General features: G+C 72.8%; 23 protein-coding genes and 1 tRNA gene. 13 read left to right on the top strand and 11 right to left on the bottom strand.

Features of this window, described 5'->3' with window-relative positions; all coding sequences use genetic code 11:
* The first annotated feature begins 195 nt into the window (after positions 1 to 195).
* From OO47_RS04625 to OO47_RS04615, 3 genes are all read left to right on the top strand, one after another.
* Entirely contained in the window at positions 196 to 1,668 is a 1,473-nt protein-coding gene (locus OO47_RS04625; protein ID WP_030212998.1) for an amino acid permease, read from the top strand.
* A 113-nt stretch (positions 1,669 to 1,781) separates the two neighbouring features.
* Entirely contained in the window at positions 1,782 to 2,867 is a 1,086-nt protein-coding gene (locus OO47_RS04620; RefSeq protein ID WP_030213001.1) for an S-(hydroxymethyl)mycothiol dehydrogenase, read from the top strand.
* The gene (locus OO47_RS04615) at positions 2,867 to 3,496 is read left to right on the top strand and encodes an MBL fold metallo-hydrolase (RefSeq protein ID WP_030213005.1); all 630 of its coding nucleotides are present in this window, start codon (positions 2,867 to 2,869) and stop codon (positions 3,494 to 3,496) included. Before OO47_RS04620 ends, OO47_RS04615 begins: the two co-directional genes overlap by 1 nt.
* Here the strand turns inward: OO47_RS04615 and OO47_RS04610 are convergent.
* Together OO47_RS04610 and OO47_RS04605 are read right to left on the bottom strand one after the other, a co-directional pair.
* Positions 3,480 to 4,427 carry a pseudouridine synthase gene (locus OO47_RS04610; RefSeq protein ID WP_051715943.1) on the bottom strand — a complete coding sequence of 316 codons (948 nt, stop codon included), beginning with the start codon at positions 4,425 to 4,427 and terminating at the stop codon, positions 3,480 to 3,482. The two genes, OO47_RS04615 and OO47_RS04610, sit on opposite strands and share 17 nt — an antisense overlap.
* Positions 4,428 to 4,468: 41 nt before the next feature.
* Positions 4,469 to 4,556 (bottom strand) — tRNA-Leu (locus tag OO47_RS04605).
* Positions 4,557 to 4,793: 237 nt separating this feature from the next.
* Between OO47_RS04605 and OO47_RS04600 the strand changes: the two genes are divergently transcribed.
* From OO47_RS04600 to OO47_RS38560, 3 genes are all read left to right on the top strand, one after another.
* Positions 4,794 to 6,119 (top strand): M20/M25/M40 family metallo-hydrolase, encoded by a 1,326-nt coding sequence (locus tag OO47_RS04600; protein WP_030213011.1) that lies wholly within the window; start codon positions 4,794 to 4,796, stop codon positions 6,117 to 6,119.
* A gap of 166 nt (positions 6,120 to 6,285) precedes the next feature.
* Positions 6,286 to 6,519: a chaplin ChpH gene (chpH, locus tag OO47_RS04595; protein ID WP_030213014.1), complete on the top strand. Its 234-nt coding sequence runs from the start codon at positions 6,286 to 6,288 to the stop codon at positions 6,517 to 6,519.
* A 140-nt stretch (positions 6,520 to 6,659) separates the two neighbouring features.
* A complete protein-coding gene (locus tag OO47_RS38560) occupies positions 6,660 to 7,370 on the top strand; it encodes a chaplin (RefSeq protein WP_030213015.1) in 711 nt (236 codons plus the stop codon).
* 103 nt (positions 7,371 to 7,473) lie between these two features.
* Here the strand turns inward: OO47_RS38560 and OO47_RS04585 are convergent, their stop codons facing one another.
* Positions 7,474 to 7,662 (bottom strand): DUF5703 family protein, encoded by a 189-nt coding sequence (locus tag OO47_RS04585; RefSeq protein ID WP_015032473.1) that lies wholly within the window; start codon positions 7,660 to 7,662, stop codon positions 7,474 to 7,476.
* Between the two features lie 47 nt (positions 7,663 to 7,709).
* On the opposite strand from OO47_RS04585, the gene OO47_RS04580 reads away from it, so the two are divergent.
* Positions 7,710 to 8,369 (top strand): hypothetical protein, encoded by a 660-nt coding sequence (locus tag OO47_RS04580; protein ID WP_030213018.1) that lies wholly within the window; start codon positions 7,710 to 7,712, stop codon positions 8,367 to 8,369.
* An 80-nt stretch (positions 8,370 to 8,449) separates the two neighbouring features.
* Here OO47_RS04580 and OO47_RS04575 read toward each other — a convergent pair whose 3' ends face one another.
* Positions 8,450 to 10,615 (bottom strand): ATP-binding domain-containing protein, encoded by a 2,166-nt coding sequence (locus tag OO47_RS04575; protein WP_030213019.1) that lies wholly within the window; start codon positions 10,613 to 10,615, stop codon positions 8,450 to 8,452.
* Positions 10,612 to 11,589 (bottom strand): aldo/keto reductase, encoded by a 978-nt coding sequence (locus tag OO47_RS04570; RefSeq protein ID WP_078489476.1) that lies wholly within the window; start codon positions 11,587 to 11,589, stop codon positions 10,612 to 10,614. The genes OO47_RS04575 and OO47_RS04570 overlap by 4 nt, the downstream gene beginning before the upstream one ends.
* A 128-nt stretch (positions 11,590 to 11,717) precedes the next feature.
* On the opposite strand from OO47_RS04570, the gene OO47_RS04565 reads away from it, so the two are divergent.
* Both OO47_RS04565 and OO47_RS04560 read left to right on the top strand, forming a co-directional pair.
* Positions 11,718 to 12,767: an LLM class F420-dependent oxidoreductase gene (locus OO47_RS04565; protein ID WP_030213025.1), complete on the top strand. Its 1,050-nt coding sequence runs from the start codon at positions 11,718 to 11,720 to the stop codon at positions 12,765 to 12,767.
* Positions 12,768 to 13,110: 343 nt separating this feature from the next.
* A complete protein-coding gene (locus OO47_RS04560) occupies positions 13,111 to 13,896 on the top strand; it encodes a hypothetical protein (RefSeq protein WP_030213028.1) in 786 nt (261 codons plus the stop codon).
* A 71-nt stretch (positions 13,897 to 13,967) separates the two neighbouring features.
* Here OO47_RS04560 and OO47_RS04555 read toward each other — a convergent pair whose 3' ends face one another.
* Positions 13,968 to 14,963, bottom strand: a complete 996-nt coding sequence (locus OO47_RS04555) for a magnesium and cobalt transport protein CorA (RefSeq protein WP_030213035.1) — start codon at positions 14,961 to 14,963, stop codon at positions 13,968 to 13,970.
* 209 nt (positions 14,964 to 15,172) lie between these two features.
* On the opposite strand from OO47_RS04555, the gene OO47_RS04550 reads away from it, so the two are divergent.
* The 4 genes from OO47_RS04550 (at position 15,173) to mshC (ending at position 18,758) form a co-directional block, all read left to right on the top strand.
* Positions 15,173 to 15,862: a histidine phosphatase family protein gene (locus OO47_RS04550; RefSeq protein WP_030213038.1), complete on the top strand. Its 690-nt coding sequence runs from the start codon at positions 15,173 to 15,175 to the stop codon at positions 15,860 to 15,862.
* Between the two features lie 67 nt (positions 15,863 to 15,929).
* Positions 15,930 to 16,520, top strand: coding sequence for a DUF3090 domain-containing protein (locus OO47_RS04545; RefSeq protein WP_030213041.1), 591 nt, complete (start codon positions 15,930 to 15,932; stop codon positions 16,518 to 16,520).
* Positions 16,517 to 17,323 carry an SCO1664 family protein gene (locus tag OO47_RS04540; protein WP_030213044.1) on the top strand — a complete coding sequence of 269 codons (807 nt, stop codon included), beginning with the start codon at positions 16,517 to 16,519 and terminating at the stop codon, positions 17,321 to 17,323. Before OO47_RS04545 ends, OO47_RS04540 begins: the two co-directional genes overlap by 4 nt.
* A 205-nt stretch (positions 17,324 to 17,528) precedes the next feature.
* Positions 17,529 to 18,758, top strand: a complete 1,230-nt coding sequence (gene mshC, locus OO47_RS04535; RefSeq protein ID WP_030213048.1) for a cysteine--1-D-myo-inosityl 2-amino-2-deoxy-alpha-D-glucopyranoside ligase — start codon at positions 17,529 to 17,531, stop codon at positions 18,756 to 18,758.
* A gap of 89 nt (positions 18,759 to 18,847) precedes the next feature.
* On the opposite strand, the gene OO47_RS04530 is transcribed toward mshC, so the two are convergent.
* From OO47_RS04530 to OO47_RS04510, 5 genes are all read right to left on the bottom strand, one after another.
* Positions 18,848 to 19,957 carry a PAC2 family protein gene (locus tag OO47_RS04530; protein WP_078489475.1) on the bottom strand — a complete coding sequence of 370 codons (1,110 nt, stop codon included), beginning with the start codon at positions 19,955 to 19,957 and terminating at the stop codon, positions 18,848 to 18,850.
* Between the two features lie 141 nt (positions 19,958 to 20,098).
* A complete protein-coding gene (locus OO47_RS04525; protein ID WP_030213052.1) occupies positions 20,099 to 21,160 on the bottom strand; it encodes an LLM class flavin-dependent oxidoreductase in 1,062 nt (353 codons plus the stop codon).
* A 144-nt stretch (positions 21,161 to 21,304) separates the two neighbouring features.
* Complete coding sequence (locus OO47_RS04520; protein ID WP_030213055.1) at positions 21,305 to 22,909, bottom strand: glycerol-3-phosphate dehydrogenase/oxidase; 1,605 nt, start codon at positions 22,907 to 22,909, stop codon at positions 21,305 to 21,307.
* A 27-nt stretch (positions 22,910 to 22,936) separates the two neighbouring features.
* Entirely contained in the window at positions 22,937 to 24,472 is a 1,536-nt protein-coding gene (gene glpK / locus OO47_RS04515) for a glycerol kinase GlpK (RefSeq protein ID WP_030213057.1), read from the bottom strand.
* A 35-nt stretch (positions 24,473 to 24,507) separates the two neighbouring features.
* Positions 24,508 to 25,266: an MIP/aquaporin family protein gene (locus OO47_RS04510; RefSeq protein ID WP_030213060.1), complete on the bottom strand. Its 759-nt coding sequence runs from the start codon at positions 25,264 to 25,266 to the stop codon at positions 24,508 to 24,510.
* Positions 25,267 to 25,461 lie beyond the last annotated feature (195 nt).

The following is a 25,461-nucleotide window of genomic DNA, read 5'->3' as shown; positions in this document are numbered from 1 at the left end:
AGGCCGTGAGAAGCCATGGGGAGCCGTGAGTACCGGGCGCAAGCTCTGAACTAGCTCAAATATGGGCGTTCAGTGACATGCGCCACAGTCAGTCACCGCCCCCTGCCGTGAGGATGTGCGCTGGTCGTACCGGGGAGACCCCCCACCGGGTGCGACCGGGTACCGCACAGCCCCCTCACGAAGGCGAACAACTCCATGAGTGACCGCGTCACCGCGGCCGACCCGCTGTCCGCCGCACCGGCGGCATCCGGCGGGACCACGGCCGCAACCCCCCACGTCGACGCCGGCGACGCCGGATACCGCAAGGACCTCAAGTCCCGGCACATCAACATGATCGCCATCGGCGGCGCCATCGGCACCGGGCTCTTCCTGGGCGCCGGCGGCCGCATGTCCCAGGCCGGGCCCTCCCTCTTCATCGCCTACGCCGTCTGCGGCGTCTTCGCCTTCTTCGTGGTCCGCGCCCTCGGCGAGCTGGTCCTCTACCGCCCCTCCTCCGGCGCCTTCGTCTCCTACGCGCGCGAGTTCATGGGCGAGAAGGGCGCCTACACGGCCGGCTGGCTCTACTTCCTCAACTGGTCGACCACCGCCGTCGCCGACATCACCGCGGCCGCCACCTACGCCCACTTCTGGTCGATGTTCAGCGACGTCCCGCAGTGGATCCTCGCCCTGATCGCCCTCGCGGTCGTCCTCGCCGCCAACCTCATCTCCGTGAAGTACTTCGGCGAGATGGAGTTCTGGTTCGCCATCGTCAAGGTCGCCGCCCTGGTCGTCTTCATGCTGGTCGGCATCTTCCTCGTCGTGACCTCCCACGACGTCGGCGGCAGCACCCCCGGCCTCGCCAACATCACCGACAACGGCGGCGTCTTCCCCCACGGCACGATGCCGATGCTGCTGCTCATCCAGGGCGTCGTCTTCGCCTACGCCTCCGTCGAGCTGTGCGGCGTCGCCGCCGGCGAGACCGAGAACCCCGAGAAGATCATGCCGAAGGCGATCAACTCGATCATGTGGCGCGTCGGCCTCTTCTACGTCGGCTCCGTCGTCCTGCTCGCCCTCCTCCTGCCGTACACGGCCTACTCCGGCGACCAGAGCCCCTTCGTCACCGTCTTCGACAAGCTGGGCGTCCCCGGCGCCGCCGGCGTGATGAACCTCGTCGTCCTCACGGCCGCCCTCTCCAGCCTCAACTCGGGCCTGTACTCCACCGGCCGCATCCTGCGCTCCATGTCGCTGGCCGGCTCCGCGCCCCGCTTCACCGGCGTCATGAACAAGGGCGGCGTCCCCTACGGCGGCATCCTGCTCACCGCGGGCTTCGGCGTCCTCGGCGTCGGCCTCAACTACGTCATGCCCGGCGAGGCCTTCGAACTGGTCCTCAACCTCGCCTCGATCGGCATCATCGGCACCTGGGCCATGATCATGGTCTGCTCGCTGCTGTTCTGGCGCCGGGCCGAGGAGGGCAGGCTCGCACGGCCCGGCTACCGGCTGCCCTGGGCCCCGTACACCCAGATCGTGACCCTGCTCTTCCTCGGCTCCGTCCTCGTCCTGATGTGGATGGACGAAGGCATCAGCCGCACCACCGTGAACTGCCTCCCGCTCATCGCCGCCGCCCTGGTCGGCGGCTGGTTCCTGGTCCGCGGCCGGGTCCGCGCGACCGCCGGAACCCCGCGCGACTGACGCGCCCCCCACGAGACCCCCGCGGGCACGGCCTGCGGGGGTCTCGCCTTTTGTCAGGAGATAGTGGTACGCAGGAGCCTTACAAGATCCGTTCGCAGAGAAGGAAGTTCGCGATGCCGCAGCACGTCCAGGGGGTCATCGCCCCCGGCAGGAACGAACCGGTACGGGTCGAGACGATCGTGATCCCCGATCCCGGCCCCGGCGAGGCCGTCGTGAAGATCCAGGCGTGCGGCGTCTGCCACACCGACCTCCACTACAAGCAGGGCGGCATCAACGACGAGTTCCCCTTCCTCCTCGGCCACGAGGCCGCCGGAATCGTCGAGTCGGTCGGCGAGGACGTCACCGACGTCGCCCCCGGCGACTTCGTGATCCTCAACTGGCGCGCCGTGTGCGGAAACTGCCGCGCCTGTCTGCGCGGCCGCCCCTGGTACTGCTTCGACACCCACAACGCCAAGCAGAAGATGACCCTGCTCGACGGCACGGAACTCTCCCCGGCCCTCGGCATCGGCGCCTTCGCCGAGAAGACCCTCGTCGCCTCCGGCCAGTGCACCAAGGTCGACCCCGAGGTCGCCCCCGAGGTCGCGGGCCTCCTCGGCTGCGGCGTCATGGCCGGCATCGGCGCCGCGATCAACACCGGCGACGTCGGCCGCGGCGACACCGTCGCCGTCATCGGCTGCGGCGGCGTCGGCGACGCGGCGGTCGTCGGCTCCCGCCTCGCCGGAGCCGCGAGGATCATCGCCGTCGACATCGACGACCGGAAGCTGGAGACGGCGAAGACGATGGGCGCCACCCACACCGTCAACTCCCGCTCCACCGACCCCGTCGAGGCGATCCGCGAACTCACCGGCGGCTTCGGCGCCGACGTCGTCATCGAGGCCGTCGGCCGCCCGGAGACGTACGAGCAGGCCTTCTACGCCCGCGACCTCGCCGGCACCGTCGTCCTCGTCGGCGTCCCCACCCCCGAGATGAAGCTCGAACTGCCCCTCCTCGACGTCTTCGGCCGCGGCGGCGCGCTCAAGTCCTCCTGGTACGGCGACTGCCTGCCCTCCCGCGACTTCCCGATGCTCGTCGACCTGCACCGGCAGGGCCGCATCGACCTCGCCGCCTTCGTCACCGAGACCATCGGCCTCGGCGAGATCGAGAAGGCCTTCGCCCGCATGCACGAGGGCGACGTCCTGCGCTCGGTGGTGGTGCTGTGATGGGCGCCCGCATCGACCACCTCGTCACCTCCGGCACCTTCAGCCTCGACGGCGGCACCTGGGACGTCGACAACAACGTCTGGATCGTCGGCGACGACACCGAGGCGATCGTCATCGACGCCGCCCACGACGCCGGGGCCATCCTCGCCGCCCTCGACGGACGCACCCTGCGCGCCATCGTCTGCACCCACGCCCACGACGACCACGTGGACGCGGCCCCGGCGCTCGCGGCCGCCACCGGCGCCCGCATCCTGCTCCACCCCGCCGACCTGCCGCTGTGGAAGCAGACCCACCCCGACCACAGCCCGGACGGCGACCTCGCCGACGGCCAGGTCCTCACCATCGCCGGCACCGACCTCACGGTCCTGCACACCCCCGGCCACGCCCCCGGAGCGGTCAGCCTGTACGCACCGGACCTCGGCACGGTCTTCACCGGCGACACCCTCTTCCAGGGCGGCCCCGGCGCCACCGGCCGGTCCTTCTCGGACTTCCCCACGATCGTCGACTCGATCCGGGACAAGCTCCTCACCCTGCCGCCGGACACCGTGGTGCGCACCGGTCACGGCGACACCACCACGATCGGCGCCGAGGCCCCCCACCTCCAGGAGTGGATCAGCCGGGGCCACTGAGCCGCAGCCGGCTCTCGAAGCGCACCGCACGGCCCGAGAACGGGTCGGTGAACTCCAGCGTCCGCGCCAGCAGGCCCAGCGGACGCCCGAAGTGCTCCGGCCCGTCCTCGCGGACCACCGGATAGACCGGATCGTTCAGGATCGGCAGCCCGAGCGCGTTCATGTGCACCCGCAGCTGGTGCGTCCGCCCGGTCACCGGCTCGAGCCGGTACCGGCCGAGCCCGCCCGCGTGCGCCACCAGCGCGATCCTGCTCTCGGCGTTCGGCTCGCCCGGGACCTCCCGGGCGGCCATCACCCCGCGCTCCTTCTCGATCCGGCTCCGCACCGTCACCGGCAGCCCCACCGCCGGGTCGTACGGCGCCACCGCCTCGTACTCCTTGCGCACGGCCCGGTCCCGGAACAGCGTCTGGTACGCCCCCCGGTCCTCCTCCCGCACGACGAAGAGGACGAGCCCCGCCGTCAGCCGGTCGAGCCGGTGCGCCGCCTGCAGCCGGGGCAGCCCCAGGTCCCGGCGCAGCCGCGCCGTCGCGGTCTCCACGACGTGCCGCCCCCGGGGCACCGTCGCCAGGAAGTGCGGCTTGTCGGCCACCACGATCCGCTCGTCCCGGTACACGACCCCGACCCCGAACGGCACCGGCACCTCCGGCGGGAAGTCCCGGTGGAACCAGATCCACCGCCCCTCGGCGTACGGCTCGTCCCCGGAGACCGGCCCGTCGGTCCCGACGAACCGCCCCTCCCGCAGCATCTCCTCGACCCGCCCGGCGCCGACGGCCGCCCCGTACCGGCCGAGGAGGTGGTCCCGCACGGTCGCCCAGGAGCCCTCCGGATCCTCCGGCAGCCGCACCCGGACGGGATCGATCCCGTCCCGCTGGGGCAGTGGCGACGCGGGGGCCTTGGTCCTGCGTCTCACCACTCCGCCTCGCGCGCTCATGCGGAAGTCCCGGCCGAGAAGATCTCGACCGGGACTCCGTGTGGTGTCCGAGGGGGGACTTGAACCCCCACGCCCGATAAAGGGCACTAGCACCTCAAGCTAGCGCGTCTGCCATTCCGCCACCCGGACAAGGTGTCTGTCTTCCTGGCCGCTGGGCCCTTCCGACGAGGAAAACCATAGCAAACATTCGAGGTGGTCGATCACCACCCCCGGCCGGCCCCGGTCCGGCCCGACGCGCCCCCGGTCCCCCCGGCGTGTGACGGCCGCATGTCGGCCGGCGGCCGGTCTTGGGCGGGGAGGGGGCCACGCGCGAGGATGGGGGCGACCACCAGCAATCACGTGGGGCACGTAGTGGGAGGAAGCAGCGTGAGCGAGTCGAACACGTCCGGGAGCGTCCGCGGCGAGGACGAGGTAGTCGACCTCTGTCGCGACCTCATCCGCATCGACACCAGCAACTACGGCGACCACTCGGGGCCGGGGGAGCGGGCGGCGGCGGAGTACATCGCCGAGAAGCTGGCCGAGGTCGGCCTCGAACCGAAGATCTTCGAGTCGCACCGGGGGCGGGCCTCCACGGTCGCCCGGATCGAGGGCGAGGATCCGTCGCGGCCCGCCCTGCTGATCCACGGCCACACCGACGTCGTCCCGGCCGACGCCGGGGACTGGACCCACCACCCCTTCTCCGGGGAGATCGCCGACGGCTGCGTCTGGGGCCGCGGCGCCGTCGACATGAAGGACATGGACGCGATGACCCTCGCGGTCGTGCGGGACCGGCTGCGCAGCGGCCGCAAGCCCCCGCGCGACGTCGTCCTCGCCTTTCTCGCCGACGAGGAGGCCGGCGGCACCTACGGCGCCCGGTACCTGGTCGACGAGCACCGGGACCTCTTCGAGGGGGTCACCGAGGCGATCGGCGAGGTCGGCGGCTTCTCCTTCACCGTCAACGAGAACCTGCGCCTCTACCTGGTGGAGACGGCCCAGAAGGGCATGCACTGGATGCGGCTGACCGTCGAGGGCACCGCCGGCCACGGCTCGATGACCAACGACGACAACGCCATCACGGAGCTCTGCGAGGCCGTGGGCCGCCTCGGCCGCCACCAGTGGCCGGTGAGGGTCACCAAGACCGTCCGGTCCTTCCTGGACGAGCTCTCGGACGCCCTGGGCACCCCCCTCGACCCCGAGGACATGGACGCCACCCTCGCCAAGCTCGGCGGCATCGCCAAGATGGTCGGCGCCACCCTGCGCAACTCGGCCGCCCCGACCATGCTCGGCGCCGGCTACAAGGTGAACGTGATCCCCGGCCAGGCCACGGCGCACGTCGACGGCCGCTTCCTGCCCGGGTACGAGCAGGAGTTCCTGGCCGACCTGGACCGGATCCTCGGGCCCCGCGTGAAGCGCGAGGACGTGCACGGCGACAAGGCCCTGGAGACCAGCTTCGACGGCGCCCTGGTGGACGCCATGCAGCTGGCCCTGCGCGCCGAGGACCCGATCGCCCGTGCCGTGCCGTACATGCTCTCCGGCGGCACCGACGCCAAGTCCTTCGACGACCTCGGCATCCGCTGCTTCGGCTTCGCCCCGCTCCAGCTGCCGCCGGAGCTCGACTTCGCCGGCATGTTCCACGGCGTGGACGAGCGGGTCCCGGTCGACGGCCTCAGGTTCGGCGCCCGCGTCCTGGACCGCTTCCTGGACGCCTGCTGAGGGGGCTCCGCCGGAAGGGCCGCCGCCGATGCGCGCCGCATTCGTCCGTGCGTTCGCCTTTGCCCGAAAAGAGTGAATGAACCCGGAGGCTCGTAGCCCCCACCCTTCCCCCTCGTTACAGGTGTGCGGTCCGCGGCTGGGGCCGCATTGCCAACTAGGAGGAATAATGATCAAGAAGGTCGTCGCTGCTGCGGCTGCCACTGGCGGTCTCGTTCTCGCGGGTGCGGGCATGGCCGTCGCCGACGCGGGTGCCCAGGGTGCGGCCATCGGTTCCCCCGGTGTCCTCTCCGGCAACGTCGTCCAGGTGCCGGTTCACGTTCCCGTGAACGTGTGCGGCAACACGGTCTCCGTGATCGGTCTGCTGAACCCCGCCTTCGGCAACGCCTGCGTCAACGACTGACGTCGTCCCTCGCCCCGTGAGGGTGTGAGCCGGTCCGGCCCCGGAGTGCGTGCCATGCACTCCGGGGCCGGTGGCCATTTCCGCCCCGGGCCCTCGGCCCGGTGGCACTCCTTGGAAGCCGAGCAGGCAGGGAACAAGCTATGCGACAGGTCACGCGCAAGGGCCTCATCACCGTCGCGGCCGCCGGTGGCGTCTTCGCCGCGGTCGGCGGCGGCCATGCGCACGCCGACTCCGGCGCGAACGGTGCGGCCGTGAACTCCCCGGGCATCGCGTCCGGGAACTCCGTCCAGGTCCCGGTGCACGTGCCGGTGAACGTCTGCGGAAACACCGTCAGCGCCGTCGGACTGCTGAATCCGGCGATGGGCAACAAGTGCGCCAACGTCTCCGACTCCGGGAAGCCGGGCAAGCCCGGCGGCGGGTCCTCCGCCGGGGGCCACACGAGCGGCTCGCCCGGAGTGGGCTCCGGCAACAACGTCCAGGTGCCGGTCGACGTCCCGGCGAACGTGTGCGGCAACAGCGTCTCGGTCGTCGGGCTCCTCAACCCGGCCGCGGGCAACGACTGCGCCAACGGCGTCGAGCCGACGCGGCCGGGGAACCCGGAGACTCCCGAGACGCCGGAGACCCCCGGGACGCCGGAGACCCCCGGAAATCCGGGCAACCCGGGGAACCCCGGCACCCCCGGGACCGACGGCGGGTCGAACACCCCCAGTACGCACGTCGTGACGCCGCCGCGGGCCGTCGAGGAACTCGCCGAGACCGGCTCCGGGCCGCTCGGCGTGATCGTCCCCGCCGGCGCCGGACTGCTGCTCGCCGGTTCGCTGATCTACCGCCGCGCCCGCCGCGCCGGCTGAACCGGCCGCACGGCCCGGGGCCGTGTGACGAGCACCACGCGCGGACGCGCACCACGCACGGGGGCCCCGCACACCGCGGGGCCCCTTCTCGTCGTTCTCCGGTCTACCAGGTCGCCCTGACCTGGCGGATGATCCGCCGCTTCAGCCGCACCCTGCGGCTCCCGTCCCTGTGCAGGCTCAGGCGGTCCAACTCCCAGTGTCCGTACTCGGCATGGTCGGTCAGCAGCCGCGTCGCCTCCTTGCGGGAGACACCGCGCGGCACGTACACGTCGACAAATTCGTATTCCGGCATCGCATCTATTGTGCGGGCACGGCCCCGGTACGGATAGCGTCTCTCCCATGTCTGATGCTGCGCAGCCCACCGCTGCCGAGGTACGTGCCGCCGCCGAGGCGGTCAAAGCCGCACTGGACCGTCACCTCGCGGCGGTCGAACGCCGCACGGGGGACGACGACCCGGCCGTCTACGAGGCCTTCAACGCCCTGGCCTCGGCGGCCGAGACCTACGACGAACTCCTCTACGAACGCTACGACGAGGTCACCCCCTTCGAGATCCCCGGCGCGGACGGCTCCCTGCCGCCGTACACCGGGCCCGACGAACCCCACGCCCTCAGCCTCCTGATCCGCCGCGACTACGCCGTGGCGGAACCCCGACGCCTGCTCGCCCAGGCCCGCCGCGTCGCCGAGAGCGGCGGCGAGGACGTCACCGGGGCGGCCGCCAAGGCCGGCGTCTCGCCCCTCGCCGCGCTCGGCGTGCTCTTCGGCGAGTACGAACCGGACGAGATCGCCTCCCGGCACAAGGACTTCGGTCTGGAGGAGGGCGACTCCACGCTCTGGGTCGTCGCGGCCGACGAGCTCCCGGAACCGGGGGAGTGGCTCAACGCCCCCTTCGAGCACGCCGATCCGGAGCGGATCGTCTGCCGCTTCGACGTCAGCTCCGTCTTCGACGAGGAGGACGACGGCGACGACGGCGACGGCCCCGCCGGGAGGGCCCGCGCCTGACCCCGCGGCCGACGCGGGAACGCGGGAGGGCCGGGACACCGTACGAGGCGTCCCGGCCCTCCCGTCGTTCCGGCGCCGTCCTACTCCCCGGGAGCGGCGAGCAGCGCCTCCAGGAGCGGCCGCAGCCGCGTCGTGCGCTCCGGGGCCACCCCCTCGGCCACCGCCCGGGGCAGCGCCTGGTCCACGCCGTGCACGACCGACAGATGGCGCTCCGCCCGGCCGAAGGCCGTGTACACCCACGGCCGGCTCAGGCCCCCGGCCGCGTCCCCGGGCAGCACCGCGACCACGGCGGGCCAGCGCGTCCCGGCCGCCTGGTGCGCGGTGAGCGCCCAGCCGTGCCGCAGCGCCGCCTCCACCCGCTCCTTCGGCACGAGGATTTCCTCGTCCCCGCAGCGCAGCCGCAGGCCCTCGGCGTCGGCCGACAGGACCGTGCCGGTGACCGTCCGCCCCGGCACCGGCGCGTACGCCACCCGGTCGCCGGGGTCGTAGCCGCCGAACCGGCCGGGGCCGGGGTTGAGCCGCTGCTTGAGGGCGGCGTTCAGCGCGCGCGTCCCGGCCGAGCCGCCGTGGCCGACCGTGACGACCTGCGTCCGCTCCGGCGGCACCCCGATCGCCCGGGGCACCGAGTCGGCCACCAGCTGGACGGTGCGGTGCACGGCCTCGCCCGCGTCCCGCACCGGGACGATCACGATCTCCTTGCCGGGGGCCTCGACCTGGTTCAGCTCGCCGACGCCGATGCCCGACACCAGCTCGCCGAGCGGACCCGGGTCGGGGACGCGCGAGGCGATCCGGGGGCACACCTTGGCGGCGAGCGCGTCGGCGAAGACCCGGCCCGCGCCCGGCGCCCCGAGGACCTCCGGGTCGCCGCTCAGGACCAGGCGGCAGCCGTCCGGCAGCGACTCCACGAGCGTCGCGGCCGTCTCCACGTCCAGCTGCGGCGCGTCGAGCACCACCAGGAGGTCCAGGGCGAGGGCCCCGTCCTCGTCCCGGCCCGGACCGGCCGCCCCGGACAGCAGGGCGGCGACCGTCACGGCCTCCGTCCCCCCGGCGCCGAGCGCGCGCCGCCCGTCGTCGGAGTGGACCGCGACCAGGGTGCGGAGGCCCCGGCCGCGGGCCGCCGCCGCGAGCGCCACCGGTTCGGCGCGGGCGGCCTCGCCGCCGGTGTGCAGGACGAGACCGTGCGTCCCGGCGGCCCGCTCCAGCTCGGAGCCCTCCCAGGCGTCGGCCGTCGCCGTCCTGACGAGGCGGGCGAGGCCTTCCGCGAGGCTCTCCTCGGCGAGCGCGTACCGGTCGAGGCCGAGCAGGGCGGGCGGCTCCCCGCCGCTCCCGCCGCTCTCGCCGCTCTCGCCGCTCCCGCCGTTCTCGCCGGCTCCCTCCGCCTCCTCTTCCGCACCCTCCTCTTCCGTCTCCTCCGGGACCTCCCGCTCCTCCTGGAAGAGGTGGACCGCCCCCTCGGAGACCGCCGTGTCGACCGCCTCCCCGGGGTCGGGCACGGAGTGCGCGGCGAGGCCGGCGCGCACGGTCCCGGCCTCCAGGGCGGTGTGCCCCCGGAGCGCGGCCCGCTCCAGCAGCCACACGGTCAGGGCGACCGCCCGGCGCGGGTCGCCGGGGCCGCACTCGGGGCCGAGCAGCGCCCGCGCGAAGCCGTCGGCCTGCTCCGGGCGCACCCCCGCCACCGCGAGGAGCTGCCAGGGGTCGTCGAGCAGCAGCGCGGCCGCGCCCTCGCCGAGCGCGGCGGCCACCGGCCCGGTCAGCGCCTCCGGGGCGCCGCCCCGGGCCAGGACCTCGCGGACGGCGGCCGTGGTGGCGGGTGCCGGGGTCGGCGGTCGTTCCGGTGCGGGGGGCCGGGGGGCCGCCACCGGGGCCCGTTCGGGGACGGAGGGCTCGGGCACCGGGTCGGCCGCCTCGTAAAAGGCACTGCCCCTGGCCGCACCGCCCTCCACGGCCCGGACCGCCGCGAGGAGGTCCGCGGCGGTGCCGCTCAGCTTGGCGCCGGCCGCGACCGGGCCGCCCTTCTCGGCCTTCCGCGCCTCGATCCTCGCCCGCAGCTCCCGCTGCGCGGCCAGCTCGGCCTGCGCCTCGCTGAGCCCGGGCGCGTCGGAGCCCACGGCGTCCCCGGCCGGCTCCCCGGAGGTCTCCCCGGCCTCCTCGGCGGCGTCGGACTCCCCGGTCCCCTCCCGTACGTCCTCGGTGGGCTCCACGTCCTCGGGTGCCTCGGGCGCGGTCTCCCCGGAAGGCTCGGTCACAAGGTGCTCCAGTCGTGATCCGGATAGCGGTGCACGGGCGCCGACACGTCGTCCAGCGCCCGGCAGATCTCGTCAGGAAGACTAAGGGTCTCCACCGACAACGCGGCCGTGAGCTGGCGCGCCGTGCGCGCGCCGACGATCGGGGCGGTCACCCCGGGCCGGTCGCGGACCCAGGCGAGCGCCACGTGCAGCGGGGTCGTCGCGAGGCCGTCGGCCGCCGTCGTCACCGCGTCCACGATCCGGCTCGCCGCGTCGTCCAGGTACGGCTCCACGAAGGGCGCCATCGTCTCCGACGCGCCCCGCGAGTCCGACGGCGTCCCGCTCCGGTACTTCCCGGTCAGGACGCCGCGCCCCAGCGGCGAGGAGGGCAGCAGGCCCATCCCCAGGTCCAGGGCGGCCGGCAGCACCTCGCGCTCCACGCCCCGCTGGAGCAGCGAGTACTCCAGCTGCGCGCCCGCCAGCCGGGTCCGGTCCCCGCCGAGCTGCCAGGTGCCCGCCTTGGCGAGCTGCCAGCCGCAGAAGTTCGCCACGCCCGCGTACCGGGCCCGGCCGCTGCGCACGGCGATGTCGAGCGCCTGCAGGGACTCCTCCAGGGGCGTGTGCGGGTCGAAGGCGTGCAGCTGCCACAGGTCCACGTGGTCCGTGCCGAGCCGGGCGAGGGAGGCGTCGAGCGCGGCGAGCAGATGGCCGCGCGAGCCGTCCGTGCGCCGGTCGGGGTCGGGGACGCTGCCCGCCTTGGTCGACAGGACGAGGTCCTGCCGGGGCACGAGGCGTTCCATGAGGCGTCCGAGCAGGCACTCCGCCTCGCCCCCGCCGTACACGTCGGCGGTGTCCACGAGCGTGCCGCCCGCGTCCCAGAACGCCTTCAGCTGTTCGGCGGCGTCGTGCTCGTCGGTGTCCCGGCCCCAGGTGAGGGTGCCGAGTCCGATGCGCGACACGCGCAGGCCCGTACGTCCGAGATGCCTCTGCTCCATGGGCGCGAGATTACTGGCCGGGGCAGCACGCGGAGAGGGCCTGTGGACAACCACGTCCTGTCGGCGGCGCCGACCGCGCGCTAGAGTCCGGCCCAAGAGACGTTACCGATGGGTAAGGGGTGCGTGGAATGCGGCTCGGCATCAACCTCGGCTACTGGGGCGCCGGTATGGACGGCGACAACCTCGCCGTCGCGCAGGAGGCGGACCGCCTCGGGTACGACGTCTGCTGGGCCGCCGAGGCCTACGGCTCCGACGCGCCCACCGTCCTCGCCTGGGTCGCGGCGAAGACGGAGCGGATCGACATCGGCTCCGCCATCATGCAGATCCCGGCCCGGCAGCCCGCCATGACGGCGATGACCGCCGCCACCCTCGACTCGCTCAGCGGCGGCCGCTTCCGCCTCGGCCTCGGCGTCTCCGGACCCCAGGTCTCCGAGGGCTGGTACGGCGTGAAGTTCGACAAGCCGCTCGCCCGGACCCGCGAGTACGTCGAGATCGTCCGCAAGGCCATGACCCGCGAGCGGCTCAGCTACGAGGGCGAGCACTGGACCCTTCCGCTCCCGGACGGCCCCGGCAAGCCCCTCAAGCTCACCGTGCACCCGCAGCGCGAGCACATCCCGCTCTACATCGCGGCGATCGGCCCCAAGAACCTGGAGCAGACCGGCGAGATCGCGGACGGCGCCCTGCTGATCTTCCCCTCCGCCGACCACCTGGAGGACACGGCCCTGCGGCACATCCGCGCGGGCCGCGAGAAGGCCGGCCTGACCATGGACGGCTTCGACGTCTGTCCCACCGTGCCGCTCGCCCTCGGCGACGACGTCGACGCGCTCGCCGACGTCTTCCGCCCGTACACCGCCCTGTACGTCGGCGGCATGGGCAGCCGCAAGCAGAACTTCTACAACCAGCTCGCGCGGCGCATGGGGTACGAGAAGGAGGCCGCCGAGGTCCAGGACAAGTACCTGGCCGGCGACAAGACGGGCGCCGCGGCCGCCGTGCCGCACTCGCTGATCGACCGGACCACCCTGCTCGGCTCCGTCGAGCGGATCGCGGACCGGATGGCGGCCTACGCCGCCGCCGGGGTCACCACCCTCACCGTCGCCCCGGCCGGCCTCACCCTGGACGAGCGGGTGGCGGCCCTGCGGGCGGGCGTCGAGGCCCTGGAGCGGGCCGGGCTGGCGTGACACGCCGATACACGCCGACAACTCCGTACGCAGCGCGCTGACGGCTCCGTACGTGACGCGCCGAGCACGTGACGTGTCGGCGGCTCCGTACGCATGTCCCGTACGGAGCCGCCGGAGAGGTCTGCGGCCGTGGTGGGGGCTCGGGGGTCTTCCCCGCCACGGCCGTCACGCAGCACAACGGCTCCGGCGGGTCCCCGGTTACGGCTCCGGGGGTCACTCTTTCGGCCGAGCCCTTCCCGCCCCCGTGTTGCCCGCCGTCCGGGACCGGACTTGACTCGTTCTCCCCGGACGGGGTGCTCCCCGGACGTACCGGAGTGCGAACGTCCGCACGGAGGTGGCGGCGATGCTCACGGCCAAGGGCCTGTTCCAGGAAATCATCGACAACGACGAGTCCTTCCGGCTCTTCTGCTCGATCGCGGCGAGCGGCGAGGCCCAGGGCGGCTGGGAGAACGGCCGGATCGCGGCCCTCGTCGCCCCCGGGATGCGCGAACTCGCGCCCAAGATCACCCGGCACGGCGCCGACGAGGACAAGCACGGCCGGATCTTCAACGCGCTGATGAGGAAACGCGGCCTCGAACCCGTCCCGGTGCCCCCCGACACCGACTACACGATGCTGCTCGAACAGCGCGGCATCGGCCTCGCGCACGACAAGCTCCGCCGCGACGAGCCGCTGACCGAGCGGGACATCATCGTCTACCTCGCCCACAGCCGGGTCACCGAGCAGCGGGCCGCCGACCAGATGGACATGCTCGTCACGTACTTCGGGGACCACCCCGAACTGGGCAGGGCCATCCACATGATCGACAACGACGAGGCGAACCACCTCGCCTACTGCCACGAGGAACTGCTCCGGCTCGCCCGCCAGGGCCACGGCCGGCTGATCCAGAAGACCCTGCGCGAGTCCGCCCTGGTCGAGATCCGGGTCTACCGGGACGTCAGCCTCGCCGTGATGCGCCACATGGGCCGCATCCTGGAGTGGCCGAAGCCCAAGGCCCTCGCCCTCGCCGCCGGCATCCACGGCATGTACGCGTACGAGCGCCTCGCCGGCTGGCACAAGATGATCGACCTCAGGATGCCCGAACGGCTCGACGCGCTCGGGGGCCCCATGACCCCCGCCCCCGCCTTCTGAGCCTCCGCCTTCGGGGCCCCGCCTTCCGGGCCCCGCCCTCCGGCCCGGGCTCCGGCGCGGCGGAAACGTTCCTACATCCAGCCGCGCCGCTTGAACATCCGGTACAGGACGACGACGACGCCCGTCATCACCAGGATCACCGCGGGGTACCCCATCCCCCAGCGCAGCTCCGGCATGTGCTCGAAGTTCATGCCGTAGATCCCCGCGACCATGGTGGGGACCGCGGCCATGGCCGCCCACGCCGAGATCTTCCGCATGTCGTCGTTCTGCCGCACCCCCATCTGCGCCAGATGGGCCGAGAGCACGTCGGACAGGAGCCGGTCCAGGCCCTCCACCTGCTCGTTGGAGCGCATCAGGTGGTCGTTGACGTCCCGGAAGAACGGCTGGGAGTGCTCGTTCACGAACGGCACCGAACCGGCCGTCAGGCGGGCCATCGGCCCGGCCAGCGGACCGCTGGCCCGCCGGAACTCCAGGACCTGCCGCTTCGCCGTGTAGATCCGCGCCGCCGTGTTGGAGGCCGCGTCCCCGGTGGGCGCGAAGACGTCCGCCTCCAGCTCCTCCAGGTCCACCTGGAGCTCGCCCGCGATCTCCAGGTAGTGGTCCACGACCGCGTCGCTCACCGCGTACAGGACCGCCGTCGGACCGTGCTTCAGGACCTCCGGGTCGGCCTCCAGGCGCCGGCGCACCTCCGCCAGCGGAGCCCCCTCGCCGTGCCGGACCGTGACCACGAACGAGTCGCCCACGAACAGCATCAGCTCGCCCGAGGAGACCCGGTCGCTCTCCGGCTCGTACACGACCGGCTTGAGCACCATGAACAGTGAGTCGTCGTAGACCTCCAGCTTGGGCCGCTGGTGGGCCTTGAGGGCGTCCTCGACGGCCAGCGGGTGCAGCGCGAACTCCGAGGCCACGTGGTCGAACTCCTCCTCCGAGGGCTCGTGCAGACCCACCCACAGGAACGCGTCGTCACCCGTCGTCCGCGCCTCCTTCAAGGCGTCGGAGAGGTCGGCGGGTCCGTCCGTGCGGTGCCCGTCCCGGTAGATGGCAGAGTCCACGATCACGGGGCGCATTTTCCCCGGTGCGGACCCGCCATGCACGCGTACGGCTCGCGCGGCCCTCCGGCCGCTCCGTACGTGCGCGTACGGGTCCACGGCCCTCCGGCCGCTCCGCACGCGCGCGTACGGGCCCACCGGACGTCCTGACCGTTCCGCACGCACGCACGCGCGTACGGACGGCCGGGGAGGAGGGTCCGTCCGGGACACCGCCTAGGCTGGCCGCCATGGCCACGCTGATCCTCGTCCGGCACGGACGCTCCACCGCCAACACCTCCGGGGTCCTCGCCGGGCGCACGCCCGGGATCGCGCTCGACGAGCGCGGGGCCGCGCAGGCCGCGGCCCTCCCCGCGCGCCTCGCGGACGTCCCGCTCGCCGCCGCCGTCTCCAGCCCCCTCCAGCGCTGCCGGGAGACCCTGCGACCCCTCCTCGACGCCCGCCCGGACCTCCCGCTCCACGTCGAGGACCGGATCAACGAGTGCGACTACGGCGACTGGTCGGGCCGCAAGCTCGCCGAACTCAACGACGAGCCCCTGATGGAGGTCGTCCAGGCGCACGCCTCCGCCGCCGCCTTCCCCGGCGGCGAGTCCATGCGCGCCATGCAGAACCGCGCCGTCGAGGCCGTACGGGACTGGAACGCGCGGATCGAGGCCGAGCACGGCGAGGACGCCTGCTACGTCATGTGCTCGCACGGCGACATCGTCAAGTCGCTGGTGGCGGACGCCCTCGGCCTCCACCTCGACCTCTTCCAGCGCCTCCACGTCGACCCCTGCTCGGTCACCGTCATCCGCTACACGCGCCTGCGTCCCTTCCTCCTCCGGCTCGGCGACACGGGGGACTTCGCCGGATTCGCGCCCCGCGAGCGCCCGGGGGACGCCGGGGCGGCCGAGGTCGGTGGCGGCGCGGGCGCACCGTGATCCCTCCGCGCAGTAGGGTGGACGCGCCGCTGTAGTACGACCGTCGAGACGCAAGGGAGCCGGGAACGTGTCCCGTCAGGTGTTCCTCTACGACCCACCGGAGCGTTTCGTGGCCGGTACGGTCGGGCTGCCTGGCCGCCGTACGTTCTTCCTCCAGGCGTCCGCCGGCGGCCGGGTCACCAGCGTCGCCCTGGAGAAGATGCAGGTCGCCGCCCTCGCCGAGCGCATCGACGAACTCCTCGACGAGGTCGTGCGCCGCACCGGCGGCAACGCGCCCGTGCCCGCCGTCGCCCCCGCCGAGATCGCGGACACCGCCCCCCTCGACGTGCCCGTCGAGGAGGAGTTCCGGGTCGGCACCATGGCGCTCGCCTGGGACGGCGAGGAGCAGCGCATGATCGTCGAGGCGCAGGCCCTCGTGGAGCTCGACGCGGAGTCCGAGGAGGACCTCGCCGAGGCCGAGGAGCGACTGCTCCAGGACGAGGAGAACGGCCCGCCGATGCTCCGGGTCCGCCTCACCGGCGCCCAGGCCCGGGCCTTCGCCAAGCGCGCCCTGGACGTCGTCAACGCCGGCCGGCCGCCGTGCCCGCTGTGCAGCCTGCCGCTCGACCCCGAGGGGCACGTCTGCCCCCGCCAGAACGGATACCGCCGCGGAGCATGAGCAGCAGCCCCCAGACCCTGCCGGGCGCGGACCTGCTCGCCCGCGGTGAGCTGACCGTGCGCGGCAGGATCCGCGAGGCCTCCAACGCCGTCCTGTACTGCTCCGTCGCCCACGAGGGCCAGGAGGCGGCCTGCGTCTACAAGCCGGTCGCGGGGGAGCGGCCCCTGTGGGACTTTCCCGACGGGAACCTCGCCCGGCGCGAGGTCGCCGCGTACGAGGTCTCCGAGGCCACCGGCTGGGGCCTGGTCCCGCCGACGGTCCTGCGCGACGGCCCGTACGGGGAGGGCATGGTCCAGCTCTGGATCGAGGCCGACCCCGGGGCGCGGCTGCTCGCCCTCACCGAGGACGGGGAACCGGGGGAGGGCTGGAAGGCCGTCGGGGAGGCCGAGGTCGGCGAGGGCCGCACCGCCCTCCTCGTCCACGCCGACACCCCCGGGCTGCGGCGGCTCGCCGTCCTGGACGCCGTGATCAACAACGGCGACCGCAAGGGCGGTCACCTGCTGCCGGCCGCCGGCGGACACCTGTACGGCATCGACCACGGGGTCACCTTCCACGTCGAGGACAAGCTGCGCACCCTGCTGTGGGGGTGGGCGGGCGAGGAGCTGCCCGCCGAGGCGGTCGAGGTCCTCGACGGGCTCGGCCGGTCCCTGGAGCCGGGGGCGCCGCTCGCCACCCGACTGGCCGAACTGCTCACCGCTGCCGAAGTGGCGGCGGTACGCGCCCGCGTGGAGGCGATGCGGGCGAGCGGCCGCCACCCGGAGCCCTCGGGGCAGTGGCCCGCCATCCCCTGGCCGCCCGTCTGAGAACCGCCGTCCCGGACGTCGCTCCCGGTCCCGTACGACCCCGGCACCCCAGGGGTTCGACCGAAAGGTTTCGGCCAAGCCGAGCGGCGTCGAAAGGCACCCCCCAGGGGTACGCACGCACGCATTCGTCCCGCAAGACCGCCTAATCGGTCAAGATCCCGGATCCGGTTCGTATCCGGAACACCTGTCCGGTTACGCTCGGGTCATGCATGCCTGGCCCGCTTCTGAGGTCCCCGCCCTTCCCGGCAAGGGCCGCGACCTCCGGATCCACGACACAGCGACCGGCGGACGAGTCACCCTCGCCCCCGGCCCCGTCGCCCGTATCTACGTCTGCGGCATCACCCCGTACGACGCGACCCACATGGGTCACGCGGCGACCTACAACGCGTTCGACCTCGTTCAGCGCGTGTGGCTCGACACCAAGCGGCAGGTTCACTACGTCCAGAACGTGACGGACGTGGACGACCCCCTCCTGGAGCGCGCGATCCGCGACGGCATCGACTGGGTCGGTCTCGCCGAGCGCGAGACCGCCCTCTTCCGCGAGGACATGACCGCCCTGCGCATGCTGCCGCCGCAGCACTACATCGGCGCGGTCGAGGCCATACCGGGCATCGTCCCGCTCGTCGAGCGCCTGCGGGACTCCGGCGCCGCCTACGAGCTCGACGGCGACGTCTACTTCTCCGTCGACGCCGACCCGCACTTCGGCCAGGTCTCGCACTACGACACCGAGCTGATGCGCCACCTCTCCGCCGAGCGCGGCGGCGACCCCGAGCGCCCCGGCAAGAAGAACCCGCTCGACCCCATGCTCTGGATGGCCGCCCGCGAGGGCGAGCCGAGCTGGGACGGCGGCAGCCTCGGCGCGGGCCGACCCGGCTGGCACATCGAGTGCGTCGCCATCGCCCTCGACCACCTCGGCATGGGCTTCGACGTGCAGGGCGGCGGCTCCGACCTGGTCTTCCCGCACCACGAGATGGGCGCCTCGCACGCCCAGGCCCTCACCGGCGAGTTCCCGATGGCCAAGGCGTACGTCCACGCCGGCATGGTCGGCCTCGACGGCGAGAAGATGTCCAAGTCCAGGGGCAACCTGGTCTTCGTCTCGAAGCTGCGCCGCGACGGCGTCGACCCGGCCGCCATCCGGCTCACGCTCCTCTCCCACCACTACCGCGCCGACTGGGAGTGGACCGACCGGGTCCTCCAGGACGCCGTGGAGCGCCTCGGCCGCTGGCGCGCCGCGGTCTCCCGCCCCGACGGGCCGTCCGCCGACGCCCTCGTCGAGGAGGTCCGCGAGGCCCTCTCCGACGATCTCGACGCGCCGGCCGCGCTCGCCGCGGTCGACCGCTGGGCCGCGCTCCAGGAGTCCGGCGGCGGCACCGACGAGTCCGCCCCCGGGCTCGTCTCCCGCACGGTCGACGCGCTCCTGGGCGTCGCCCTGTAGGACGCCGGAGAGGTCCCGTACGCACGTGACGGCATGAAGGAGGGGCGCCCGGAACCGGACGCCCCTCCTTCCGCATCGCCCTTCGCCGGCTACGTGCCGGAGTCGCCGTCCGGGGCCCCACCGTTCTCCGGGCCCTCGCCGTCCGGGCCTTCGCTCTCCGGACTCTCCTTCTCCGGACCCTCGTTCTCGGGCCCCTCGTCGGGCTGGTTCCCCCCGGCGTCCCCGGTGGCGCCCGGCACCGATTCCGGTCCCGGCTGCTCCGGCTTCGGCGGGCGCGTGCGGCCGCTGCCGGGGTCCCGCAGGAACGGGGAGTCCCCGCCCTCCGTCGCCACCCCGGGACCGGAGCCCGGCCCCGCGCCCGGCTCGCGCCGCCGCAGGTACCGCTCGAACTCGCGGGCGATCGCCTCGCCGGACGCCTCCGGGAGCTCCGCGGTGTCCCGCGCCTCCTCCAGGGTCTGCACGTACTCGGCGACCTCGCTGTCCTCGGCGGCCAGCTGGTCCACGCCCAGCTGCCAGGCCCGCGCGTCCTCGGGCAGCTCGCCCAGCGGGATGCGCAGCCCGATCAGGTCCTCCAGGCGGTTCAGCAGCGCCAGCGTCGCCTTCGGGTTCGGCGGCTGCGACACGTAGTGCGGCACCGCGGCCCACAGGCTCACCGCCGGCACGCCCGCGTGCGTGCACGCCTCCTGGAGGATGCCCACGATGCCCGTCGGGCCCTCGTAGCGGGTCTCCTCCAGGTCCATCGTGCGCGCCAGGTCCGGGTCGGAGGTCACCCCGCTGACCGGGACCGGCCGGGTGTGCGGGGTGTCCCCGAGCAGCGCGCCCAGGATCACCACCATCTCCACGCCCAGCTCGTGCGCGAAGGCGAGCAGCTCGTTGCAGAAGGAGCGCCAGCGCATCGAGGGCTCGATCCCGCGCACGAGCACCAGGTCACGGGGCTTGTCGCCGCCCACCCGGACCACGGAGAGTCTGGTCGTCGGCCAGGTGATCTTCCGCACGCCGTTGTCCAGGAAGACCGTGGGCCGGTTCACCTGGAAGTCGTAGTAGTCCTCGGCGTCGAGCGCCGCGAACACCTCGCCCTTCCACTCCCGGTCCAGATGGGCGACCGCGGTGGAGGCGGCGTCCCCGGCGTCGTTCCAGCCCTCGAACGCGGCCACCATGACCGGGTCGATCAGCTCGGGCACCCCCTCGAGCTCGATCACCCAGCGCCTCCTTCTCGAAGTTCCTGTCGTACGGACCAACCTTACGGCTTTCCGGCGGTCCGTCCGCAGCCCCCGGACGTCCCCGAAAACCCGTGCGGCCTTGATCGACTACCCAGGAACTCGCCTCCGCACACGGCGGGGTCACTCCTCCCAGAGCGTGCTGGGCGCCTCCCTCCGGACCACCGGCGCGATCTCCTCGGCGAACCGCTGGAGCGTCTCGATCTGTTCGGCCGTCGACTGGTTGAAGGTGTCGACCGTGACGGACTGGAGGTCGTGCCCGTAGTGCTCGTGGTAGCCGAGGATCTTGTCGATGATCTGCTGCGGCGAGCCGATCAGCTGGGGGCCGCCCGCGACGGCGTCCTCGATCGTGCGGAACGGGGTGTTGTAGCCGGCCTTCCCCTCCAGGTGCGGCCGGAAGCTCTGCCGGACCTTCGCCTCGTACAGGTCCTTGTAGCGGGCGACCGCCTGCTCGGGGGTGTCGGCGATGAGCAGGCCGCCGGAACCGGCCGCCACGCGCGCGTGGGCCGGATCGTGCCCGTACTCCTCGAACTTCTCGCGGTAGTGGGCGACGAGCCGCGCGTACGCCTCGCGGGGCTGGATCGCGTTGGCGGTGAAGAGCGGGTCGCCGTCCTTCGCCGCGAGCTCGGGGGAGTTGAGGCTGGTGGCCGAGCCGTGCCAGACCCGGGGCGGGCCGGCGTACGGGCGCGGCACCGTGGTCACGCCCTTCAGGGCGGGACGGAACTCGCCCTCCCAGTCGACGCCTTCCTCCGTCCAGAGGCGGCGCAGCAGCTCGTACTTCTCCTTCTGGAGGTCCCACTGCCGTTCCTCGTCCAGGCCGAAGAGGTCGAAGTGGCCGGCCTCCGCGCCCTTGCCGACGACGAGTTCGACCCGGCCCCGGGAGAGCTGGTCGAGGGTGGCGTAGTCCTCGGCGACCCGGACCGGGTCGAGGATCGCGACCACGGTCACGCCGGTGAGGAGCCGGATCCGGGTGGTGCGGGCGGCGAGCGCGGCGAGCAGCACGGTCGGGGCGGAGGAGAGGAACGGGCCCGCGTGCCGCTCGCCGACCGCGTACGCGTCGAACCCCAGCCGCTCGGCGGTCTCGCCGAGCGTGACGACCTGCTCCAACCGGTCGGCGGCGGAGAGGATTTCGCCGGTGAGCGGGTGCGGGGAGTGGTGGACGATCGTGAGCACCTGAAACTTCATGCTTCAACTCTGCGCGCGGAGTGTTGCGGGCGTGTGGACGGGACGTGGCACGCCGAAGGGGCGGTCCCTCGGAGAGGAACCGCCCCTGGAAGCGGGCGACTTGCCGCGGGTGACCCGCTGGGGGTGACTCGCTTCCGCGGCGCGTTACTTGCCGAGCATCGCCTCGACCCCGGCGCGGACCTCGTCCGTCGCCAGGCCGCGGATGGTCAGCGTCGTGCGGCGGCGCAGCACGTCGTCGGCCGTCTCGGCCCACTCGTGGTCGCGGGCGTAGGCGACCTGCGCCCAGATCTCCGGCGCGTCCGGGTGGACGCGGCGGGCCAGCTCCGGGTTCTCGTTCGCCATGCGGGCGATCTCGAAGGAGAGCGAGCCGTAGTGGGTCGCCAGGTGCTTGGCGGTGTCGGCGGCCATGCGCGGACCGGGCGCCGGGCCGTCGACGAGCAGCCGGTGGGCGACCGCGTTCGGGTTGGCTATGCCGGGCAGCGGCAGCCGCTTCGGCAGCGCGGACACCGGCTCGTAGTCCTCGCCGAGCGGGTGCCCGGGCAGCGACTCCAGCTTCTTCATGACCGTGCGGCCGATGTGGCGGAAGGTCGTCCACTTGCCGCCGGCCACCGACAGCATCCCGCCGCGGCCCTCGGTCACGACCGTCTCGCGCTTGGCCTTGGAGGTGTCACCGGGGCCGCCGGGGAGCACCCGCAGACCGGCGAAGGCGTACGTGATCAGGTCGCGCGACAGCTGCTGGTCGCGGATGGAGAAGGCGGCCTCGTCCAGGATCTGGGCGGTGTCCTTCTCGGTGACCTCGACCTGGCCGGGGTCGCCCTCGTACTCCTCGTCGGTGGTGCCGAGCAGCAGCATGTCCTCCCAGGGGAGGGCGAAGGTGATGCGGTACTTGTCGATCGGGGTGGCGAGCGCGGCCCTCCACGGCGAGGTCCGCTTGAGGACCAGGTGCGCGCCCTTGGAGAGGCGGATGGAGGGGGCCGCGTTCGGGTCCTCCATCTTCCGCAGGTGGTCCACCCACGGGCCGGTCGCGTTGAGGACCAGACGGGCGTTCACGCCGAACTCCTCGCCGCCGGTGCGGTCCTTCAGCTCGGCGCCGGTGACCCGGCCGCGGGTGAAGCGCAGACCGGTGACCTCGGCGTGGTTGAGGACGGTGGCGCCGGCGTCGACCGCGGCGCGGACCGTCATCAGCGCCATCCGGGCGTCGTTCATCTGGTCGTCGCCGTAGACGGCCACGGCCTTCAGGTCGTCGGTCCGCAGCTCCGGCACGTCCTGCGCGGCCTTGGCGGGGGAGAGCAGGTGGCCGACGCCGTCGCCGAACGCCGAGAGCGCGGAGTACGCGAAGACGCCGGCGCCCAGCTTGGCGGCGCCGTGCGGGCCGCCCTTGTAGACGGGCAGGTAGAAGGTGAGCGGGTTGGCGAGGTGCGGGGCCACCTGGCGGGAGACCGCGCGCCGCTCGAAGTGGTTCTCCGCCACCAGCTTCACCGCGCCGGTCTGCAGATAGCGCAGGCCGCCGTGGAGCAGCTTGGAGGAGGCGGAGGAGGTGGCGCCGGCGAAGTCGCCGGCGTCCACCAGGGCCACCCGCAGGCCCGACTGCGCGGCGTGCCAGGCGGTGGAGATGCCCAGGATGCCGCCGCCGATCACCAGGAGGTCGTACGTCGCCTTGGAGAGCTGTTCCCGGGTCTCGGCGCGGCTCGGCAGGGAACCGGCAGCCGGGCGCGTCCCCAGGGCGGGGACGCTCTGCAGGGTGGTCATGTCGCTTACTCCTCTTACTGCTCGCTCTTACTGCTCGTCGGACTCGTCTTCGAGCCAGCCCATGGAGCGCTCGACGGCCTTCAGCCAGCTCTTGTACTCGCGGTCGCGCTTGTCGGCGTCCATGCGGGGGGTCCATTCGGCGGCGCGGCGCCAGTTGGCGCGCAGCGCGTCCGTGTCCGGCCAGAAGCCGACGGCCAGGCCGGCGGCGTAGGCGGCGCCGAGGCAGGTGGTCTCGGCGACCATGGGGCGCACGACGGGCGCGTCCAGGAAGTCCGAGAGGGTCTGCATCAGCAGGTTGTTGGAGGTCATGCCGCCGTCGACCTTGAGCGCGGTCAGCTCGACGCCGGAGTCCTTCGTCATGGCGTCGGTGATCTCGCGGGTCTGCCAGGCGGTGGCCTCCAGGACGGCGCGGGCGATGTGCGCCTTGGTGACGTACCGGGTGAGGCCGGCGATGACACCGCGCGCGTCGGAGCGCCAGTACGGGGCGAACAGGCCGGAGAAGGCCGGGACGAAGTAGGCGCCGCCGTTGTCCTCGACCGAGGAGGCGAGGGTCTCGATCTCGGCGGCGGACTTGATCAGGCCCATCTGGTCGCGCATCCACTGCACCAGGGAGCCGGTGACGGCGATCGAGCCCTCCAGGGCGTAGACCGGCTTCTCGTCGCCGATCCGGTAGCCGACCGTGGTCAGCAGGCCGCTGTAGGAGTTGATGATCTTCTCGCCGGTGTTCATCAGCATGAAGGTGCCGGTGCCGTACGTGGACTTGGCCTCGCCCTCGGCGAAACACGTCTGGCCGAACAGGGCGGCCTGCTGGTCGCCGAGCGCGGAGGCGACCGGGACGCCGTCGAGGATGCCGCCCTTGACCGTGCCGTACACCTCGGCGGAGGAGCGGATCTCCGGCAGCACGGCGGCCGGGACGTCCATGGAGTGCAGGATGCGCTCGTCCCACGCCATCTCGTGGAGGTTCATCAGCATGGTGCGGGAGGCGTTGGTGACGTCGGTGACGTGCACGCCGCCGTCGACGCCGCCGGTCAGGTTCCAGATGACCCAGGAGTCCATGGTGCCGAAGAGGATGTCGCCGCGCTCGGCGCGCTCGCGCAGCCCCTCGACGTTGTCGAGCAGCCAGCGGACCTTGGGGCCGGAGAAGTACGAGGCGAGGGGGAGGCCGGTCTCGCGGCGGAAGCGGTCCTGGCCGACGTTGCGGCCGAGCTCCCGGCAGAGGGCGTCGGTGCGGGTGTCCTGCCAGACGAGGGCGTTGTGGACGGGCTCGCCGGTGTGCTTGTCCCACAGCAGCGTGGTCTCGCGCTGGTTGGTGATGCCGATGGCCTTGACGTCGGCGGCGGTGATCTCCGCCTTCTCCAGGGCGCCGGCGACGACCTCCTGGACGTTGGTCCAGATCTCGGCGGCGTCGTGCTCCACCCAGCCCGGCTTGGGGAAGATCTGCTCGTGCTCCTTCTGGTCGACGGAGACGATCCGGCCGTCCTTGTCGAAGACGATGCAGCGGGAGGAGGTGGTGCCCTGGTCGATGGCGGCGATGAAGGGGCCGGAGGTGTGGGCGTCGGTCACGGTGTGCTCCAAGGGGGGTCTGGAAGAAGGACGGCTCAGGCGAACGCGAGGGTGTAGATACCCGCGGCGAGGGCGCCGCCGATCAGGGGACCGGCGACCGGGATCCAGGCGTAGCCCCAGTCGGAGCCGCCCTTGTTCGGCAGCGGCAGCAGGGCGTGCACGATGCGCGGGCCGAGGTCGCGGGCCGGGTTGATGGCGTAACCGGTCGGGCCGCCGAGCGAGAGGCCGATGGAGACCACGACGAAGGCGGTGATCAGGGCGCCCAGGGTGCCCAGGCCCTTGCCGCTGTCGTTGAGGCCCTGGGTGAGCACGGCGAGCACGAGCACGACGGTGCCGATGACCTCGGTGGCCAGGTTCTGCCAGGTGTTGCGGATCTCGGGGCCCGTGGAGAAGATGCCGAGCACCGGGCCGGGGCCCTCGATCGGCTTCTCGCCGATGGTCTCCGGGTCCGTGAGGTGGGCCCGGAACTGGCCGTAGTAGGCCACCCAGACCAGCGCCGCGCCGATCATCGCGCCGAGTATCTGGCCGGCGAAGTAGACGGGCACGTCGCCCCAGGCCCCGTCCTTGATCGCGATTCCGACCGTGACGGCGGGGTTCAGATGGGCGCCCGAGAGGGAAGCCGTCATGTAGACGGCCGTCATCACGGCCAAGCCCCACCCGAAGGTGATCGCGAGCCAGCCCGCGCCCCGGGCCTTGGAGCTCTTGAGCGTGACGGCGGCGCACACACCGCCGCCGAGCAGGATGAGTACGGCGGTACCGATGGTCTCGCCGAGGAAGATGTCGGAGCTGGACACCCGCGACTCCTTTGTCCTTCGTCCAGGGGAAGGCGAACCACGGGTCCCTCCGATGGTCCGCACCCTCGTGTTGAGGGCGTTGCCGGCCCTTGGCACTGCCACACTCTAGCGCGTATTGCCGTTAGGTGTTCGGCAATGCCGACCGATGAACGGAAGTTTTGCCCCGGGGTTAACAGCGCGTCAAGGGTCTGGGAA

Source organism: Streptomyces bikiniensis, assembly GCF_000716625.1.
Taxonomy (GTDB): domain Bacteria; phylum Actinomycetota; class Actinomycetes; order Streptomycetales; family Streptomycetaceae; genus Streptomyces; species Streptomyces bikiniensis.
Note: the sequence above shows the minus strand (reverse complement) of the source record. Positions and strands in the feature narration are given on the sequence as shown.

Bases quoted from the DNA above. Each gene is read 5' to 3' on its own strand.
- OO47_RS04625 (WP_030212998.1), top strand. From the start codon at position 196: ATGAGTGACCGCGTCACCGCGGCCGACCCGCTGTCCGCCGCACCGGCG.
- chpH (WP_030213014.1), top strand. From the start codon at position 6,286: ATGATCAAGAAGGTCGTCGCTGCTGCGGCTGCCACTGGCGGTCTCGTT.
- OO47_RS04540 (WP_030213044.1), top strand. From the start codon at position 16,517: ATGAGCAGCAGCCCCCAGACCCTGCCGGGCGCGGACCTGCTCGCCCGC.
- OO47_RS04620 (WP_030213001.1), top strand. From the start codon at position 1,782: ATGCCGCAGCACGTCCAGGGGGTCATCGCCCCCGGCAGGAACGAACCG.
- OO47_RS04585 (WP_015032473.1), bottom strand. From the start codon at position 7,662: ATGCCGGAATACGAATTTGTCGACGTGTACGTGCCGCGCGGTGTCTCC.
- OO47_RS04555 (WP_030213035.1), bottom strand. From the start codon at position 14,963: ATGCGCCCCGTGATCGTGGACTCTGCCATCTACCGGGACGGGCACCGC.
- OO47_RS04560 (WP_030213028.1), top strand. From the start codon at position 13,111: ATGCTCACGGCCAAGGGCCTGTTCCAGGAAATCATCGACAACGACGAG.
- OO47_RS04525 (WP_030213052.1), bottom strand. From the start codon at position 21,160: ATGAAGTTTCAGGTGCTCACGATCGTCCACCACTCCCCGCACCCGCTC.
- mshC (WP_030213048.1), top strand. From the start codon at position 17,529: ATGCATGCCTGGCCCGCTTCTGAGGTCCCCGCCCTTCCCGGCAAGGGC.
- OO47_RS04610 (WP_051715943.1), bottom strand. From the start codon at position 4,427: ATGAGCGCGCGAGGCGGAGTGGTGAGACGCAGGACCAAGGCCCCCGCG.
- OO47_RS04550 (WP_030213038.1), top strand. From the start codon at position 15,173: ATGGCCACGCTGATCCTCGTCCGGCACGGACGCTCCACCGCCAACACC.
- OO47_RS38560 (WP_030213015.1), top strand. From the start codon at position 6,660: ATGCGACAGGTCACGCGCAAGGGCCTCATCACCGTCGCGGCCGCCGGT.
- OO47_RS04565 (WP_030213025.1), top strand. From the start codon at position 11,718: ATGCGGCTCGGCATCAACCTCGGCTACTGGGGCGCCGGTATGGACGGC.
- OO47_RS04580 (WP_030213018.1), top strand. From the start codon at position 7,710: ATGTCTGATGCTGCGCAGCCCACCGCTGCCGAGGTACGTGCCGCCGCC.
- OO47_RS04615 (WP_030213005.1), top strand. From the start codon at position 2,867: ATGGGCGCCCGCATCGACCACCTCGTCACCTCCGGCACCTTCAGCCTC.
- OO47_RS04520 (WP_030213055.1), bottom strand. From the start codon at position 22,909: ATGACCACCCTGCAGAGCGTCCCCGCCCTGGGGACGCGCCCGGCTGCC.
- OO47_RS04570 (WP_078489476.1), bottom strand. From the start codon at position 11,589: ATGGAGCAGAGGCATCTCGGACGTACGGGCCTGCGCGTGTCGCGCATC.